Raw genomic sequence first — 18,523 nt, forward strand, 5'->3', positions numbered from 1 at the left:
ATGTTATTTCTTGTCGTCTTTCACTTCTTCAAATTCAGCATCGACAACGTCATCGGCAGTCGCGTTAGACTGTTTAGCAGCACCTTCTTGTGCGCCACCTTGAGTTTGAGCTTTAGCCTGAGCGATTTCCATCAGCTTAGCAGACGCTTCAATCAGCGCTTGAGTCGCTTTTTCAATGGCTTCTTTGTCGTTGCCTTTTACAGCAGTTTCAACCGCGCTCATTGCCGCTTCAATCTTAGCTTTGTCTTCGCTTGGCAGTGCATCGCCCGCTTCTTCAACTTGTTTCTTAGTTGCGTGAACTAAGCCGTCAGCTTGGTTGCGAGATTGCACTAACTCTTCAAACTTCTTGTCTTCTTCAGCGTGGGCTTCAGCATCACGTACCATTTGCGCCACTTCTTCTTCGCTTAAGCCTGAAGAAGCTTTGATGGTGATGTTTTGTTTCTTACCGGTTTTCTTGTCGGTGGCAGAAACATGCAGAATACCGTCAGCGTCGATATCGAACATCACTTCGATTTGTGGCATGCCACGTGGTGCTGGCTCAATACCGTCTAAGTTAAATTGACCTAATGACTTGTTCGCGCTCGCTTGCTTACGCTCACCTTGCAGTACGTGAATGGTTACTGCACTTTGGTTGTCATCGGCTGTTGAGAACACTTGCTGTGCCTTAGTCGGAATAGTCGTGTTTTTCTCAATCAGCTTGGTCATTACGCTGCCCATGGTTTCGATACCCAGAGACAGTGGTGTTACGTCTAACAGCAGAACGTCTTTCACGTCGCCTGACAGTACGCCCGCTTGAATCGCAGCACCTACGGCTACGGCTTCGTCTGGGTTTACGTCTTTACGAGGTTCTTTACCGAAGAAGTTAGAAACCGCTTCTTGAACCTTAGGCATACGGGTTTGACCGCCCACTAAAATCACTTCGTTAATGTCTGATACTGATAAGTCAGCGTCAGCCAGTGCCACTTTTAATGGCTCTAAGGTACGAATGATTAAGTCTTCAACCAGTGACTCTAACTTAGCACGGGTGATTTTCACCACTAAGTGCTTAGGACCTGTTGCATCGGCAGTGATGTATGGCAGGTTCACTTCAGTTTGGTTGGTGCTTGAAAGCTCAATCTTCGCCTTTTCAGCCGCTTCTTTCAGACGTTGCATTGCTAATGGATCTTTACGCAGATCTAAGCCTTGCTCTTTCTTGAATTCGTCAGCTAAGTAGTTGATTAAACGGTTGTCAAAGTCTTCACCACCTAAGTGAGTGTCACCGTTAGTCGCTAATACTTCGAAGGTTTGGTCGCCGTCGTTGCTGTCGATTTCGATGATAGAGATATCGAATGTACCACCACCTAAGTCGTACACTGCAACGATGTTGTCGCCTTGCTTCTTGTCGATACCGTAAGCTAGTGCTGCAGCTGTTGGTTCGTTGATAATACGTTTAACTTCAAGACCTGCGATGCGGCCCGCATCTTTAGTGGCTTGACGTTGTGAATCGTTAAAGTATGCAGGAACGGTAATTACCGCTTCTGTCACTTCTTCACCTAAGAAGTCTTCTGCTGTTTTCTTCATCTTTTTCAAGATTTCAGCAGAAACTTGTGGTGGAGCCATTTTGTTGCCACGTGATTCAACCCAAGCATCACCGTTGTCGGCTTGGATAATTTTGAATGGCATGATGTTCACGTCACGTTGAACTTCGTCATCTTTGAAGCGACGACCGATTAAACGCTTGATCGCGAAGAAAGTGTTATTTGGGTTAGTTACAGCTTGGCGTTTTGCTGGCTGACCCACGATGGTCTCATCATCGGTGTAAGCGATGATAGACGGGGTTGTGCGATCGCCTTCAGCATTCTCTAATACGCGTGCTTTGCCACCATCGAGGACAGCTACACAAGAGTTTGTTGTGCCTAAGTCGATACCAATAATTTTACCCATGAGGTCCTCCGAAAAATTTCTGTCTAACTAAATTTATAAGTTGGTTTTGATATGGGGCCGGACGGTTTTTTTTCAAGTCCACTGTTGGCCACCTTCTCTGCCTTAACACCTATATTGGGACAGGGAATTTAATTACAAGGGCCGATAAAAAATTTTTCTGATTTATCTTTTCAAAAGGCACGGCTGTATAAAATATTCAAAACCACAAAATCCGCTTGCTTATCAGCAATAGCTGTTATTCAATCTGCGCACATTGAGTGATGTTTAAGCGCATAGGGTAATAGTGTGAAATCTTCAAATTTGGCGTATGTGTACGGCATGGCCGCGGTTTTCCTCTGGTCGACAGTGGCAACTGCCTTTAAGATTGCCCTCGGATTTTATAGCCCGTTGCAACTGGTGTTTGTGGCGGTACTCACCTCAATCATCGCCCTAGGTGCCATTCTCGCTTGGCAGAAAAAACTGCCACTCCTTAAAGCGCAGCTCCTGCGTCGCCCGGCGTTTTATCTGGTTACGGGGCTGATTAATCCGTTTCTGTATTATGTAGTGCTGTTTAAAGCCTATTCACTATTACCCGCCCAGCAGGCACTCTCACTCAACTACACTTGGGCGGTATTGCTGCCGCTGTTAGCCGCGCCGCTGCTGAAACAACATTTGCGTAAGAGCGATATGATTGCGGCACTGATTGCCTACTCAGGGGTATTTATTATCGCCACCGGCGGCGATGTCAGCGGTTTTCGCTTCGACAGTCCACTCGGGATTGGGCTTGCATTAACCAGCACTTTGCTCTGGTGCCTATATTGGATTGTGAACACTAAAGATCAAGGTGACCCTGTGGTCAGCCTGCTATTAAGCTTTTTGATAGGTTTGCCCTTTATTACCGTGACACTACTGCTGACCGATACCCTGCCCAGCTTTAGTTTGAGCGCCATGATGGCGGGCATGTATGTTGGCTTATTTGAGATGGGCATTACCTTCGTGCTCTGGTTAATGGCACTAAAAACCGCGACTCGCACGGCCAATATCAGTACCTTAGTATTTTTATCCCCTGTGATGTCGATTGGCTTTATTGCCTGGATTTTGCAAGAGACTATCGCCGCCGCGACTTATATCGGGTTAGGTTTTATTTTGAGTGGCATGATGTTGCAGCAGTTATTCCCGCGCTATCTGGAGCGCAAAACCAAGCTCAATGCCAAGCTTGCAGATTGAATAAGGCGTATCTCTCGGGCATAAGCAATTTATGCCCGAGCTAACATTTTAATGCCGCAGAAAGGGCTACTATGGCGGACTTTTATTGCCCCTAGACTGTTATTGCAGCTAATTGGGGCGCGAGGACGAGAGCATGACACCAGCCGTACAAATGGCAAAGAAAGCCAAAATTCCCTTTGAAATCTTAGAATACAGCCACGACCCACACTGCGCCGCCTACGGCGAAGAAGCCGCCAATGTGTTAGGGCTCGCCCCCGCGCAGGTATTTAAAACCTTACTGGTTGCGACCGATAAAGCCCATCCACCACTGGCCGTCGCTCTGGTGCCCGTTGACCATCAACTCAATTTAAAAGCCGTCGCTAAATGTTTAGGCCAGAAGAAACTGCAAATGGCCGATGCGGATTTAGCACAAAAATCATCAGGCTACCTCGTTGGCGGCATTAGTCCCCTCGCCCAGAAAAAACAGCTGCCAACGCTAATCGATGCGACGGCTCAGCAATTCGATAAAATCTATGTGAGTGCTGGCCGCCGTGGCCTTGAAATCTGCCTTGCGGCGAATGACTTAGCGAAATTGTGCCGCGGGTCTTTTGCGGATATTAAAACGCTTTAAGGCTAAATATCAGATATTTCTAAAATATGTTCAGAGCATCACAGTATTTATCCCAAATTGATTTGAAAATAGAGACATATCCGACTATAAATTGAACTGTACACAGACGACTAAGGATAGTCAGATGGAAAAATCAACTCAATGGAATCAAGAAGATGGCTTAAGCCCTATCAGTTGGGTCGCCATGCTCATTTGTATTGCCCTTTTTATCTACGAACATTTTTGGGGAAATGGTTTTACGACCATGGTGGTGATGCTCTACTGCACTTTTTTACTCCCCTCGGTACTGATCACTCGTAGAGTGCAAGAAAGGTATTTCCTGTATACCTTGGTATATATCAGGGCCTTTCGTAAATTCACGACCCTAATGTCGGTGGCATTTCTGTGTCTGTGGTTGATTGCCACTTACACTCCACTCATCCATTAACCGAGATGTTTGTCTCGTCCTGAAATAAGTTTGCCAACAAAAAAGCCGCTTTTGCGGCTTTTTTAATAGAACGATGTTACCGAGCGAGATGGCCCCTCGTTGGCGAGTGAACTATGCGCGGCTGGTGTAATCACCCCATGCTAACCACTTATAGGTGGTCAGCGCCTCAAGCCCCATAGGACCACGGGCATGGAGTTTTTGCGTACTTACGGCCACCTCGGCACCCAAGCCAAATTGGCCGCCATCGGTAAAACGGGTGCTGGCATTCACATACACAGCTGCCGAATTCACTTCGTTCATAAAATGCGTTGCGGCGTGAATATCATCGGTGAGAATCGCCTCCGAGTGCCCACTGGAATAGCTACGGATATGGGCAATAGCTGTATCTATGTCATTCACCACTTTAATGCCTAAGGTCAAAGACAACCATTCGGTCGCAAAGCTTTGCTCAGTTGCCGGGGAAATATCAAACCCCAGCCCATCAAGCAGCGCATAGCTTTGTTCACACACCGAAAAACGCACACCTAAGCGATGTAAGTACTCGGCAATTTGCGGCACAAAACGCTCGGCAACCGCGTTATCCACCAGCAAAGTATCTAATGCATTACATACCGTTGGGCGTTGCACTTTTGCGTTAGCAATCACCTCGAGTGCACGTTCAAGATCGGCATGTTTATCGACATACAAATGGCAGATCCCAATGCCACCTAAGATCACCGGAATCGTCGCTTGCTCGGCGCAAAGACGCTGTAAGGCTTGTCCGCCACGGGGGACTATCATATCGACATATTGGTCGAGCTTCAGTAGCCCTGTGACTAAGGCTCTATCGGGTGAATCAATCAGCTGCACCGCATCGACTGGCAGACCTTGGCTTGCAATTGCGCCACGGATCACTTCGCTAATCAGTTTGTTAGATTCGAGCGTCTCTTTTCCGCCGCGCAAAATCACAGCATTACCGGTTTTAAGTGCCAACACAGCAATATCGACCGTCACATTCGGCCGCGCCTCGTAGATAACCCCAATCACCCCAAGTGGAACACGGCGGCGTGTGAGCCTTAAGCCATTGTCCAACACTCGGCTACCAAACTCTTCGCCAACGGGATCGGCAAGACGCACTACATCGCCGATATCACCGATAATCCCAGCCAGACGCGACTCGTTAAGCAACAATCTATCGATCATCGCATCATTCAAGCCTTCAGCCTTAGCGGCTGCAACGTCTTTGGCGTTAGCCGCGAGAATCGCCTGAGTATTCTGCGTCAGGGCCTCGGCAATCGCCTCGAGTAAATCCGCTTTCTGTGCGGCGCTAAGATTTGCTAAGGCATAGCTGGCTTGTTTAGCCTGACTGCCCAGTTGTTGTAAATATTGCGCTTGATTAGTTTGACTCAAAACAGACCTCGCTTATAAGACGACCATGTCGTTGCGGTGCACTATTGCGTCACCATAATCGTAACCGAGCACAGACTCGATTTCGTCGGAATGTTTACCCGCAATTAACCCTAAAGCCTCACCACAGTAGCGGGTGATGCCCCTAGCAATGATTTTGCCTTTTTGGTCAACCAATTGCAGGGTTGCACCACGTTCAAATTCCCCTTTAACCCCAATAATGCCCTTCGATAGCAGGCTACGACCTTTTTCGGTCACGGCTTTCACCGCCCCCGCATCAAGCACCAGTGATCCTTGGGCGGCAGGTCCCGCTAAAATCCACTGTTTGCGGCTCTCTAACGGATTTTCGATGGCACTAAAATGTGTGCCGACAGATTCTTTGCCGACGACTTTTTTAATCACATCGGGATGATGACCCGAGGCAATCACCACTTCGATGCCCGCACGGCGAGCAATATCCGCAGCTTCAAGCTTAGTCGACATTCCGCCCGTACCTAAGCCCGACACCGAACCACCCGCTAACAGACGCAGACTGTCATCAATTTTCTCGACCTGAGAAATCAGCTTAGCATTCGGGTTAGTGCGCGGATCGGCATCGAATAAGCCCTTTTGATCCGTCAACAAAATCAACAGGTCGGCATCACACAGCAGTGCAGCACGCGCCGACAAGTTATCGTTGTCGCCCACTTTGATCTCATTAGTAGCGACGGCATCGTTTTCGTTGATGATGGGGATAATATTGTTTGCCAGCAAGGCATTAAGCGTATCGCGGGCATTCAAATAGCGCTCTCTATCGTGTAGATCGGCACGGGTCAGTAGCAATTGCCCCACATGCAAACCATAGATGCTAAAGAGTTGTGCCCAAGCGAGAATAAGCTGACTCTGCCCGACAGCGGCTAATAACTGTTTATTGGCCATAGTGTCGGGCAATACCGGGTATTGGAGATGTTCGCGTCCGGCGGCAATTGCGCCAGAAGTGCATAATACGACTTCGACCCCTGATCTCATCAGTGCGGCCATTTGACGAGCAAGCTCAACCATATGGGCTTTATCCAGCTGTTTACTGCCAGAAGTCAGCACACTCGTCCCTAACTTCACTACCACGCGGCGATACGCTATCTCACTTAAATTCATTATTCATATGTAGAAAATAACCGGATAATCCTTATACCTAATCCGCAGAGCAATTGGTAGTTAGTGGGCAGGATGTTGGTAGAAATTTTCAATTCTGCTTGGGATCGCGCATAAAAAAGGGCCATCGATTAGACGACCCTCAAAAAATAGCCGCGAATAGGCGGCTAGCTCAGTATCAGCCGTAAATAAATTTCGCAATAAACATGGCTGCGAGCACCAGCACGCCGATATTTAAATCGCTAAAGCGGCCCGTTAACAGCTTGATGACAGCATAGGAAATAATCCCCAGCGCAATCCCTGTGGCAATCGAGAAGGTCAGCGGCATCAGGATACACACCACAACCACAGGTGCAGCCTCAGTTAAGTCTTCCCATTCAACGTGAACCAGTCCAGCCATCATTAGAATCGCCACATAGAACAAGGTACCAGCCGTAGCATAGGCGGGGATCATTCCAGCTAATGGTGATAAGAATAAGGCCAAGATGAACAGTAAGCCGACCACAACAGCGGTTAAGCCAGTACGGCCGCCCGCGCTCACCCCAGCGGTACTTTCGATATAACTGGTGGTGGTTGACGTACCGAATGCAGCGCCCGCAATCGTCGCTAAACTGTCGGCGGTTAAGGCACGGTTTAAGCGAGGTAAACGGCCTTTTTCATCGAGGAAACCACCGCGCTGCGCAACCGCAACTAAGGTGCCCGAGGTATCAAAAAGATCCACAAACAGGAAGGCAAATACCACGGATAGCATTGTCACTTCAAATACTTGGGATAAATCCATCGCCATAAAGGTCGGCGCGACAGAAGGCGGCATAGAAACGATACCCTTGTAATGCACATCACCGAAGAGTAACCCAAGCCCAGTGATGATAAGGATGCTTAAAATCACCGCCGATTTCATTCCACGTTGCACCATGGCGATGATAAGGAAGAAACCTAACACGGCCATCACCGCTGGGAAGGCGGTAATATCGCCCATAGTCACTAAAGTTGCAGGGCTTGCGACCACAATGCCGGCACTCTTAAGACCGATCAGCGCGAGGAATAAACCAATACCCGCAGCAATACCGATACGCAGCGACATAGGAATACTGTTCACAATCCACTCGCGAATGCGCACTAGAGACAGGATTAAAAAGCAAATTCCCGACAGGAAAACTGCACCAAGTGCCGTTTCCCAGCTATAACCCATCTCACCCACTACTGTATAGGTAAAAAAGGCATTGAGTCCCATACCTGGGGCCAGTGCAATGGGATAATTCGCCATGATACCCATCACAATACAGCCCACCGCCGCCGCTAAACAGGTGGCCACAAACACAGCGCCATGATCCATACCCGCATCGGCTAACATCATTGGATTCACAAAAATGATGTAGGCCATAGTCATAAATGTTGTCAAACCTGCTATCGCTTCCTGCTTGAGGCTCGTTTGATTTTGTTTCAGTTTGAACAGCTTTTCTAACATGGAACTGGGTTCCTTTTCTTTTAAAGTAGGTAGGGTCAAAAATGTAAACACTATGTAGTCGTGTTTTTCGCAGGGGATTATAGGGAGTTTGTGCTGGTCAGGCCAGAAAATTGATGGAGATTTTCTTGATAGAAATCGCTAAACAGAACAAAAAACCACCGCGCTTAATTTACATTAAAGCTCATGCTAAATAGGGGTTAGCAAGCCAATCTTAATCTCGGGAAAGTTTGAATGCCGTTCAGGATGAACAGCACATTGTTTTTAAAGCGAAATAATCACAAAACAGCACAATGCTTATCCCATGCAGGCATATTCGGTCGCATCTGCGCAGCAAATGGGAGTGAAGTCGATAGCAAAAAGCCGGTGCCCTTAAGTGCACCGGCTTTTTGAGTTCAACGGGGAAACAGCTTAAAAACGATAGTTAAAGCTGACGGTAAAGTTACGTGGCGCACCGTAGTGATACGCACTGTAAGCTAGGCCAGATGCTGTCATATAGGCATAATATTTCTCATCCAACAGATTCTCTACGTTAACCTGCAGATCCATATTCTCAGCCAGATCGTAGCGCGCCATCAGATTCACTAGGGAGTAAGCATCCTGCTTGATTGCCACATCACTGACATCTGAGTAACTGTCACTTTGCCAATTCACCCCACCACCTATGGTTAACTCAGGCAATAAGTCCACAAATTGGTAGGTGGTAAACAATTTAAATTGCTTCTGCGGACTGGTAGTTGCGACTCGCTTACCCTCTGCATCTTCGGCATTAAATTGCGAGTAACCTGCAGAGATATTCCAGCCATCGGCAGGCTCACCCACAACTTCTAGCTCAAAACCCTTACTCTTAGTGCCTTGTGCGGCCTCATAGTAATTCACGGGTTTACCACCGATATAAATCGTTCCGGCTAAGGTTGCCAAGTTATCTTGGTCAATTTGGAACACCGCCACAGTGGTATGTAGACGATCGTCAAGATAAGCACTCTTTAGACCTAACTCGTAGGCTTTGCCTTCTAATGGGTCGAGGTAATTTTGATCGGCATCGAAATTATTCTGCGGGTTAAAAATTCCGGTATAACTGGCGTAAATACGATGCGCGTCATTGATATCGTACAAGGCGCCAACATAGGGCACAAACACCCCATCATCACCAAAGTTAGTATCGGTACCATAGCTCACGCCTTCACGGTTCCAGCTTGAGATACGTCCACCGGCAATCAGTTTAAAATCATCGGTAATCGTTAAGCGAGTCGCCGCATAAAAGCCTTTTTGCTCGGTATCCATATTGAGCTGACGGTTCGCGTTGCTCGACCATTCAGGCTCGGCAAACTGATTTTGTTGCCATTCGTAGAAGTTATCGACCACTTGTGAGTCCCAACCCGTCATATCGTCACGGATAGGCTCATAGGTATCGGCGTAGGATTTTTGTTTACTATACAAAGCGCCCGTCACAAACTCATGGGTTTGACCAAAGAGGTCATAGTCGCCTTTAAGCTGCACATCAAAGTTATTCGAGTTACTTTCACCATGGCTGTGATAACGCTGTCCGCTGAGTCCCGCCCCCGTGTCTTTATCGAGCATACCCGACATGTAGATCATCTTAGTGGTGGTCTCATACTCCATGCGGTTGTAGTTAGCGACCAGCTGCCAACCATTGCTGAAGTAGTGATTCAGGTTTGCAAAGTAGTTGATATTTTTGGTTTCCCAGCGGCTCCAATCGGCAGCTGTGGTGGCCGATGTATCCCAATCAGTGGCAGAACCATCACTAAAGACGGCGGGCAACGCGCCCCACATCGCCCCTTTGGGATCGTTGTGGTTATAGCTACCACCAACACGCAGCAAGGTGTTGGCCGTAATATCACTGTCGACCACACCATAGAGAATGGTTTTGCGGTCTTGATACAGATCTTGGTAAGAGTCGCTATTCACATACTTAGCGACCAAGCGCCCACGCACACTGCCGTCTTCATTCAGACCATTGGATACATCCGCGGTGACTTGTTTTTTATCCCAACTTCCAGTGGCGACATCGACATAACCTTTAAGATCAGAACTGTCGGCATGCTTACGCACTAAGTTAATCGAAGCCGAAGGATCGCCTGCACCCGTTAATAATCCGGTAGCACCACGTACGACTTCAACTCGCTCGTAGATAGACACATCCGATACCGTTTCACCGGCATCACCGCCTAAACTCCAAGATAAAGGCACACCATCAATTTGATAGTTTTGCACGGTAAAACCGCGAGCCGAAAAACCGTTACGCACGTTATCTGTTTTTGAGGATGATAACCCCACAGTGTTGTTGACCACATCGACTACGGTATTTAGCGCCTGATCTTCAATCCGATCCGCCGTCATAATGCTGACCGACTGTGGCGTTTCCCGCAGCGTGAGTCCTAACCCCGTTGCGGTATCAATATTACGACTCACTGTGTATTTACCCATCACAGTGATTTTCTCGATATTTTGATCTTGTGTCTCTGTTGTTGAAGCGGTTTGTTCTTCGGCCATCAGTGCCAAAGGATTCAAAGCTAGGGTTACTGCAGCAGCAAGTGGAAGTAGATTAAAACGCATAGTCGTTCAGCAAGTTTCGTTAAGGTGTGCATACGGTAACACCATTGAGAACGATTTGCATTTGTATTTTATGTGGCAAATGTAACAAATTCATCATTCTTAAGTCGTACAAAAAGATGAATAGATTGATGACAAAGTTTTATGTTTTAAAAACAGATAATTAAATTAGCTCTTGATAAAAGCAGTCATCTTGAGATGGCTGCAAAAAATTTTACGATTATGGGAAGGAATAAGGGGCATTGCGCCGTAACGACAGAAAAAAGCTAAAAAAAAGCCTGCTCAATGAGCAGGCAAGACATATTTCAAGCGTCCCTTTCGGGGAAGTACATTACCGCGCTAGCGGAAGAAACCTGGCATACCCATGCAAAAACACCGATATGCTACTTGAGTCTAAACACGCCAAAAAGGCGATACAAAGGTTGATGGATGATGGAAACTAGGTTTAAAGGGATAGTTAGCCCTTAAAGCTCATAGCGAATAAACCGCCACGCAAAACATCAGAGTTAATCCAAGTGTTTTGCCAAACAAAGTGATTCTTGCCTGTATAAGACATAGTCAATTACTCCTAAGTAAAGTTGAGATTAAGTACTCTAGTAAAGCTTGGCTCGGTTCCTTGGAACTAGAGATTCTCAAATCCGTTGAGACGACTTGTCACTCGGGTCCTTGGAGAAGGATATCCATCCTGGATAGACTAGAGGGGATGGGCGCATTGCCCTGTCCACGAAAACTATTATATGTTTTCGTAGTTTTATTACAAGCTTTATTTGTATTTTTTTTAATTAAGGCTTTTTAATGTAATTTTATTACGTAAAACAACCAAAAATCTTGGCGACCTGCATCACATAAAAACAGAAATAACCCTGTAACCACCTAATAAGTAAGATATTACAGAATTATTTCTATTTATTACGTTAAATTGTTAACGATTGATCAGATATTGATACAGACCGACCAAGGGACTCGCAGTGGGTTTTCCATAGAGTGGATCGCCCTCCGTTGCACTGCCAGCGATATCTAAGTGTGTGTAAGCTAAAGGAATTGCGGCATTTATGCCATGTTCAAACAATCCCGAAGCCTTAAGCAGAAACGCCGCCGGATATTGATGCCCACGGGCCGTTACCGAAGATGGCGCATTGTTAGAAGATAAAATATCAGCCGCCCCTGAGACTTCACGGATCTTGGCAAAGTCCTCGCGGCGCAATGTAGAAACCTCAAAGGGTTCGCCCCATTGGCTTGCCTGTAACGCGAGTGTCTGCGCACACTTGGCGCCACTGGCGACCGCATTTTCAACCGCAGCAGGATACGCCCCATAACAACGTACCACATGGCCCGTGAGAGTCGCGACCGAGAATAGCTCTGGTTGCACCGCCGAAACCGCTTTAATACGCAGATGACTTAACAGGTCAGCCAATACTAAGCGCCCTTCCGCATCCGTATTACCAATTCGTACCCGCACGCCCGCATGGCTAGTGATAATTTCATCGGTAACAAAGGCTTCGCTGCCAATGCTATTACGCACTAAGCCCAGTTCGGCGATCACTCGGATCCCTTTAGGCTTGAGCATAGACAAAGCTTTAAATAACCCGGCCACGGCAGAGGCGCCACCTTTATCGCGGCTCATGCCCGCCATTGCGCCGCCGACTTTCAGATCGGCACCGCCCGTATCGTAGACCACACCTTTGCCTGCAAATAAGAAGGTACGAGTAATCTCGCCTTCTGGCAGATATTCGAGTTTCACCACCCGCGGTTGATGCCGCCCAACGGCAAAGGAAGAACGCGCCACCGCACTTAACAGTGGATAATCGCGCTCGAGAATATCCCTATCTTCCACGACTGCGGTTTTAATCACACTGCCTTTAAAAGCTTGCAAACAATATTCGGCAAAGGCTTTTGCCGACATACGCTCAGGTTCAGTGCCACATAAATCCCGAGCCAACACACGGCCAGCTTCTAATGCGTTGAGCAATTGACTCTTTTTAGCTGATAGAGACAGTAACCCTATGGCTTCAAAGGCTGGCGTTAAGCCCGTTGCCTCGCGCAATTCTAAGGTTTGCCATAATTCTTGACCGCAGGCGAGCGCCGCAACTTCAGTCGCAAAACCAAACTTGGGCGTGGTAGAAGGCACCACATAAAGCAGGGGACGCTTAGCGCCCGCGTCTTTAGCAATAGCAATAGCAGCTCTTGCCGCATCGCCAAATACACGCACATCGGCATAATCATCAGTCACTTGAGTAACCGGCGCTATGATTAAACGGCCGCCAGCTAAACCGGGAGCAAACAATAACGTCGGGCTCTTACCGACACGCTTATCGACCTTAGCGCCATGCTCGGCCAATAAACTGATCTCATCAATTCCAATAGCACCAAGATCCGGTGTGACGACCACAACCGCATCCCAACCTTCACCATCAAAAATGGCATTTTCTGCTTGTACATCAACAAAGTTAACTTGAAACATGACCCATCCTTTTTCATTATTGTGCCTGCATTATTCCCGCTATAACGCTTAATTACCAATCAAAAAATCCCTTTGTCCCCATCGAAAAGACTGAGGGTGGCAACTTTCGCTGCCACAAGCACACATAGGCTGATCGAGAAGATTAATCGGCAGAGCAGAATGTGGTAGGATCAAGCCAAATTTGCCCTATACCCACAAGACCTGATGAGGGACCTCCTGTGACAGCGTTAAGTCAGTTATACCCACAGCCTTTATGGCAATGGTTCGAACAAATCTGTGCAATTCCCCACCCTTCCAAACATGAACAAGCACTCAGCAAACACATCCAAGCATGGGCTAAGAGTAAACAACTCGATGTCGTGGAAGATGCGGTCGGCAATTTAATCATTCGCAAACCCGCAACGGCCGGAATGGAAGATCGCAAAATCGTCGTGATCCAAGCTCACATCGATATGGTGCCGCAAAAGAATGCCGACAAAGTGCATGACTTTATCAAAGATCCTATCGAAGCCTATGTTGAAGGTGACTGGGTAAAAGCCAAAGGCACAACCTTAGGCGCCGACAATGGTATTGGCATGGCGTCAGCCTTAGCGATTTTAGGTAGCGACGATATCAAACACGGCCCACTGGAAGTACTGCTCACGATTGATGAAGAAGCGGGCATGACAGGCGCCTTTGGCCTGCAAGCGGGTATGCTCGATGCTGAAATCCTGATAAACACCGACTCAGAGCAAGAAGGTGAAATCTACATGGGCTGCGCTGGCGGTGTCGATGCTCAAATCACACTGCCTATGGTATGGCAAGCGTCGGAGCAAAGTTACGCATCATTTAGCCTGCATTTATCTGGCTTAAAAGGCGGTCACTCTGGGGTTAACATCCATTTGGGTCGTGGTAACGCCAACAAACTCTTGGCACGCTTCCTGTTTGAAAATGCCGATGAATTAGCGCTGGAATTAACCCAATTTACCGGTGGTTCACTGCGTAATGCCATCCCACGCGAAGCCAATATCAGCTTTATGTTACCCGCTGAAAATGTCGATGCACTGAATGAAAAAGTGCGCGCTTTTGAAGCCTTAGTCCGCGCCGAGCTGGCCATTGCCGACCCTGATATGCGTTTAGTGTTGAGCGAAATCCCAACGCCAAAACGCGTGATGAGTGAAAACAGCCAAAACACGCTGATCGACCTGCTGCATGTATGCCCTAATGGCGTGATGCGTATGAGCGATGAAGTCGCTGGCGTGACAGAAACCTCACTCAACGTAGGCGTGATTAGCACTAACGATGAAGAAGTTAGCATTCTGTGCTTAATTCGCTCGCTCATCGATTCGGGCCGCAGCCAAGTTGAAGGCATGCTCAATGCGCTGACTAATCTCGCTGGCGCTGAAATTGAATTCAGTGGCGCTTACCCAGGTTGGAAGCCAGATAACAGCTCACCCGTAATGGCGATTGTGCGTGAGACCTACGAGTCTATCTACCATAAAGAACCGGTTATCATGGTGATCCACGCGGGTCTTGAATGTGGTCTGTTCAAGAAGCCTTATCCAGAAATGGACATGGTGTCGATTGGCCCTACCATCCGCTATCCACACGGCCCGGATGAAATGGTCAATATCACCACAGTAGGTCAATACTGGGATCTGCTCCTTGCTGTGCTAGAACGAATTCCCGCTAAAGGTGAATAATCACTCTAGGTGAATAGTCGCTAAGCAGACTTAAATAACAAAGGCCGCAGAGGGTTTACCAATGCGGCCTTATTGTTGCTTCTATTTGCGCACTGCGTAAAGCTGATTATCGCGTTATCTAAACTAAACTAGGTTAGATTGGCGCTGAGCCAGATCCGCTCAGATTAAATTGACACTAAAACACAAAATCCAACTGCTTCGTTTCGCGTACCATGAGCGGCGAAAGCGTGTCTTTACTCTCGGCGAGTCCAACAGAAACCCCGAGTAACCGAATTCCACGGCCCTCTTGCCTAGCCATTGCTTGGCTCAGTAGCTCATAGAACATCACCACGGAGACCTCGTCACTACGATGCTCGATGGTGGTCTGTTTAAAATCATTAAATTTAAGTTTGACCACCTGCTTATGGATTTGCCTCCCCTTAGCACTTCGCCCTAAACGGCTGGACAACTCTTGGATTAATCCCGGCATCACCTGTTGGCACTGCTCCAGCGTGTAAATATCCTGAGCGAGAGTGGTCTCAACGCCTACGGATTTGCGCTCGCGGCTCACAGAAATCCCGCGATCATCGATGCCATGGGCCCGCTCGACTAACACGGCGCCAAACTTACCAAAACGGGCAATCAACTCTTGCTTTGGATAAGCCTGCACATCGGCGCAGGTATTTAAGCCTAGCGAAGACAGTTTCTCAGCGGTCACTTTACCGACTCCGGGTATTTTCCGCAGGGATAAGCTTTTAACGAACTCGGGCACCTCATCGGGTGGGATAACACATTGCCCATTGGGCTTATTTAAATCAGAGGCAACCTTGGCGAGAAATTTAATCGGCGCCACGCCCGCCGATGCCGTCAGCCCAGTTTCGGCCAAAATATCACGGCGAATCGCCTCGGCAATTAACGTGGCTGAGCCCTTAAACAGCTTACAATCGCTGACATCTAAATAGGCTTCATCGAGGGAAAGTGGTTCGATTAACTCAGTGTATCGGGAAAAGATGGCGCGAATTTGCTGTGAGACCTCTTTGTAGACCTGCATACGACCGGGAACGAGGATAAGATCGGGGCACAATTTCAGTGCGTAGCCCGTCGCCATGGCCGAACGCACGCCAAATTTGCGCGCCTCATAATTACAAGTGCTGATGACGCCACGCTGCACCCGACTGCCGCCGACAGCCAGCGGTTTACCGCGGTATTCGGGAAAATCCCGCATTTCCACCGCAGCAAAATAGCAATCCATATCGATATGAATGATTTTTCGCACCTTGCATTCCTCCGACACTCAAAATACTGTATATAAAAACAGTAATCAAGTGCCGCTTACCAATTTGCCGCGGTGCTGTTTGCGCTTGGATTATAAGCGCTCAAAAAACAAAGGGAGCCCTAAGGCTCCCTTGATTTGCAACGTTTTGAATTAAATCTTAAATTGCCCAATGTTGCGGGTGAGTTCGTGAGTCGCTTGCTCAAATCCTTGCAAACTTTGGGATAAATCTTGGCTTGAGAGCAAAGACTGATCGGACAAACCACGCACGCTAACCACGTTCTGTGCTACTTCTTCAGCCACAACGGCCTGCTGGCCAATCGCGACGGTAATTTCCACCGTTTGCTGCTGAATCGACACAATCGCACTGGCGATATCACTTAAAGCTTGCTCCACTTGTGTGGTCAAGTCTTGCCCGACCCTTGCCTGCTCAACCCCTGATTCCATCACCTGCTCGGCTTGTAGCGCACTCTGTTGCAGGGTTTGGATAATGCCTTGAATGTTGGCGGTAGAATCTTGGGTACGAGACGCGAGAGTACGCACTTCATCGGCCACTACGGCAAAGCCTCGGCCCTGCTCACCCGCCCGCGCCGCCTCGATGGCCGCATTGAGCGCCAGCAAGTTGGTTTGGTCGGCAATGTTACGGATCACGCTTAACACTTCGCCAATTTGCTCAGAGCTGCTACGTAACTCCTTGATGACTTTGGCCGCTTCAATCACTTGAACCGATAATGCCTTCATACCTTCGGTCGCACGGGACACAATTTGAGTACCGTCATGGGCTTGGGTTTGTGCCTTTTCAGCAAAATCATTCGCCCGCTGGGCGCTAATCGCCATTTCTTGGCTCGTCTGTGCCATTTGGGTGGCGGCCGTGGCCACTGAGTCGATTTGTTGTTTCTGCGATGACACCGAAGATACCGCTAAATCACACACTTGGCGCGCATCCATCACCCCAGTGCCCACCTCTTGGGTTAAGTTGCGAGTGTGCAGTAACATCTGTTGCACCTTTTCGGCAAAGCGGTTGAAGGCATCACCCAGTTTACCTAACTCATCTTCCCGTTCCATCAAAATACGTTGGGATAAATCACTGTCACCTTCGGCAATATCTTCCATCGCATCGAGTAATTTGCTGAGCTGGCGTCTAAAAGGCAATAACATCAACCAGACAGTAATGCCGACCAAAAGCATAATCCCCAAAGCAACAAAACAAGCATTCCAAAAGGCTTTGGTAACAGGCGCTTCAATTACTTCATGGGGCAACATAAAGGCTAAGTGCCATTTCTGCTTAGGATAATCACCGCCCACAGACACAAAGGTTACCCGCTGCGGCACACCGTTAAAGGTGACTTCGGCAAAGCCCTGCGCTTCACGCTGCATTTGCTGCCTTAAGGCGGTAAAGCCTGAGGAGTCCTTAAACTGGCTATCGATTTGATTCGCAAGTGAGCCCGGCGGGAACTTATCCGAGAATCCAGGGAAATAAACCAGCTTACCTTCATCCGTCATCAGGAAAGCTTGGCCGTAATTGCGATATTTGATTGGCGCTAACAGGGTTTTGCCAATGGTATCGATGAGAATATCCATACCACCAATCCCAATCAGCTCACCATTGGCACCATAGACTGGGGTTTTAACTGTGGCCGAAATTGAACCATCGTTGGCATCGACCGCAGGATCGCCCACAAATAGGCCGCGCTGATCGATAGCCTCCTGCCACCAAGGACGTTTATTAGTGTAATAGTTTGGATCGCCATCGAAACGGCCATTGAGGTCGAAATATTCGAAGGTATTTGCCGAGCCGAAAAACACTGACTTCACATCGGTATCACGGTCGGAAAACGAGCGGAAATAACGAATAATATCTTGGTACTGCTGATCATTGGCTAGATTACTGCCACGGGCATGGTATTGGCTAAACCAGTTGATAAGCCCAGGCTCGGCAAATACCGAGTGGATCACTTGCCCCTTAGCCACAAAATAACCACCAATCTCATTGGCTTTTAAGGCAACGAGCGCCGAAATGTCCGCATCCACTTGCCTACGTGTGTTATTACTTTCTTTATTCACGAGCAAAGCGGCAACTAAAGTAAGAAGTACAGCAAGGGCACCGACGATAGTGACCACTAACTGCAAACTTAGAGAACGTTTTATATATCTCATTCATCTTCCCGTCTGGCTGACCAACCACTTAACAAAAAATCATGCAAAAACAGTTTCACACGGTAACAATTTTTACCAGTCAACAACAGATGGAAATGTGAGAAAAAATGTAAACAAGTATTTGTAAAGAATAGACATAGTAAAATAACAGGAATCGCTAAACAATCGGCATCCATCAGAAGATCCCATTGCGATAGCGATTTTTTACAGAGTGTTAGACTAAATACTCAAAATCCAAAAACAAAGGCC

The 18,523-nt window shown here is 47.9% G+C and carries 12 protein-coding genes; 4 read left to right on the forward strand and 8 right to left on the reverse strand.

Annotation, left to right across the window (positions count from 1 at the left end; translation table 11 throughout):
- Positions 1-3 precede the first annotated feature (3 nt).
- Positions 4-1,923: a molecular chaperone DnaK gene (gene dnaK / locus CF168_RS16005; RefSeq protein ID WP_047533951.1), complete on the reverse strand. Its 1,920-nt coding sequence runs from the start codon at positions 1,921-1,923 to the stop codon at positions 4-6.
- 285 nt (positions 1,924-2,208) lie between these two features.
- Here dnaK and CF168_RS16010 point away from each other — a divergent pair, with 285 nt between their 5' ends.
- From CF168_RS16010 to CF168_RS16020, 3 genes are all read left to right on the forward strand, one after another.
- Positions 2,209-3,129, forward strand: a complete 921-nt coding sequence (locus CF168_RS16010; protein ID WP_089068315.1) for a DMT family transporter — start codon at positions 2,209-2,211, stop codon at positions 3,127-3,129.
- Between the two features lie 133 nt (positions 3,130-3,262).
- On the forward strand, positions 3,263-3,739 hold the full coding sequence (ybaK, locus tag CF168_RS16015) for a Cys-tRNA(Pro) deacylase (protein WP_011621747.1): 477 nt from the start codon (positions 3,263-3,265) through the stop codon (positions 3,737-3,739).
- A gap of 124 nt (positions 3,740-3,863) precedes the next feature.
- Positions 3,864-4,166: a hypothetical protein gene (locus CF168_RS16020; RefSeq protein ID WP_086903375.1), complete on the forward strand. Its 303-nt coding sequence runs from the start codon at positions 3,864-3,866 to the stop codon at positions 4,164-4,166.
- Between the two features lie 111 nt (positions 4,167-4,277).
- On the opposite strand, the gene CF168_RS16025 is transcribed toward CF168_RS16020, so the two are convergent.
- The 5 genes from CF168_RS16025 to CF168_RS16055 all read right to left on the reverse strand — a co-directional run bounded on the left by CF168_RS16025 (position 4,278) and on the right by CF168_RS16055 (position 13,183).
- On the reverse strand, positions 4,278-5,555 hold the full coding sequence (locus tag CF168_RS16025; protein ID WP_089068316.1) for a glutamate-5-semialdehyde dehydrogenase: 1,278 nt from the start codon (positions 5,553-5,555) through the stop codon (positions 4,278-4,280).
- 12 nt (positions 5,556-5,567) lie between these two features.
- Positions 5,568-6,686 carry a glutamate 5-kinase gene (gene proB / locus CF168_RS16030; RefSeq protein WP_086903377.1) on the reverse strand — a complete coding sequence of 373 codons (1,119 nt, stop codon included), beginning with the start codon at positions 6,684-6,686 and terminating at the stop codon, positions 5,568-5,570.
- A gap of 175 nt (positions 6,687-6,861) precedes the next feature.
- Complete coding sequence (locus tag CF168_RS16035; protein WP_089068317.1) at positions 6,862-8,151, reverse strand: NCS2 family permease; 1,290 nt, start codon at positions 8,149-8,151, stop codon at positions 6,862-6,864.
- 408 nt (positions 8,152-8,559) lie between these two features.
- Positions 8,560-10,725 (reverse strand): TonB-dependent siderophore receptor, encoded by a 2,166-nt coding sequence (locus CF168_RS16040; RefSeq protein ID WP_089068318.1) that lies wholly within the window; start codon positions 10,723-10,725, stop codon positions 8,560-8,562.
- Between the two features lie 919 nt (positions 10,726-11,644).
- The gene (locus tag CF168_RS16055; RefSeq protein ID WP_089068320.1) at positions 11,645-13,183 is read right to left on the reverse strand and encodes a peptidase M17; all 1,539 of its coding nucleotides are present in this window, start codon (positions 13,181-13,183) and stop codon (positions 11,645-11,647) included.
- Positions 13,184-13,401: 218 nt separating this feature from the next.
- On the opposite strand from CF168_RS16055, the gene CF168_RS16060 reads away from it, so the two are divergent.
- Complete coding sequence (locus CF168_RS16060; protein ID WP_089068321.1) at positions 13,402-14,865, forward strand: aminoacyl-histidine dipeptidase; 1,464 nt, start codon at positions 13,402-13,404, stop codon at positions 14,863-14,865.
- A gap of 175 nt (positions 14,866-15,040) precedes the next feature.
- Here CF168_RS16060 and dinB read toward each other — a convergent pair whose 3' ends face one another.
- Positions 15,041-16,120, reverse strand: coding sequence for a DNA polymerase IV (gene dinB / locus CF168_RS16065; RefSeq protein WP_089068322.1), 1,080 nt, complete (start codon positions 16,118-16,120; stop codon positions 15,041-15,043).
- A gap of 150 nt (positions 16,121-16,270) precedes the next feature.
- Positions 16,271-18,274, reverse strand: coding sequence for a methyl-accepting chemotaxis protein (locus tag CF168_RS16070; protein ID WP_089068323.1), 2,004 nt, complete (start codon positions 18,272-18,274; stop codon positions 16,271-16,273).
- Positions 18,275-18,523 lie beyond the last annotated feature (249 nt).

Origin of the sequence: Shewanella bicestrii (genome assembly GCF_002216875.1) — a bacterium.
In the GTDB taxonomy this organism is placed as follows: domain Bacteria; phylum Pseudomonadota; class Gammaproteobacteria; order Enterobacterales; family Shewanellaceae; genus Shewanella; species Shewanella seohaensis.

Coding starts and splice junctions, on each gene's coding strand:
- dnaK (WP_047533951.1), bottom strand. CDS start 1,923: ATGGGTAAAATTATTGGTATCGACTTAGGCACAACAAACTCTTGTGTA.
- ybaK (WP_011621747.1), top strand. CDS start 3,263: ATGACACCAGCCGTACAAATGGCAAAGAAAGCCAAAATTCCCTTTGAA.
- CF168_RS16020 (WP_086903375.1), top strand. CDS start 3,864: ATGGAAAAATCAACTCAATGGAATCAAGAAGATGGCTTAAGCCCTATC.
- proB (WP_086903377.1), bottom strand. CDS start 6,686: ATGAATTTAAGTGAGATAGCGTATCGCCGCGTGGTAGTGAAGTTAGGG.
- CF168_RS16035 (WP_089068317.1), bottom strand. CDS start 8,151: ATGTTAGAAAAGCTGTTCAAACTGAAACAAAATCAAACGAGCCTCAAG.
- CF168_RS16040 (WP_089068318.1), bottom strand. CDS start 10,725: ATGCGTTTTAATCTACTTCCACTTGCTGCTGCAGTAACCCTAGCTTTG.
- CF168_RS16055 (WP_089068320.1), bottom strand. CDS start 13,183: ATGTTTCAAGTTAACTTTGTTGATGTACAAGCAGAAAATGCCATTTTT.
- CF168_RS16070 (WP_089068323.1), bottom strand. CDS start 18,274: ATGAGATATATAAAACGTTCTCTAAGTTTGCAGTTAGTGGTCACTATC.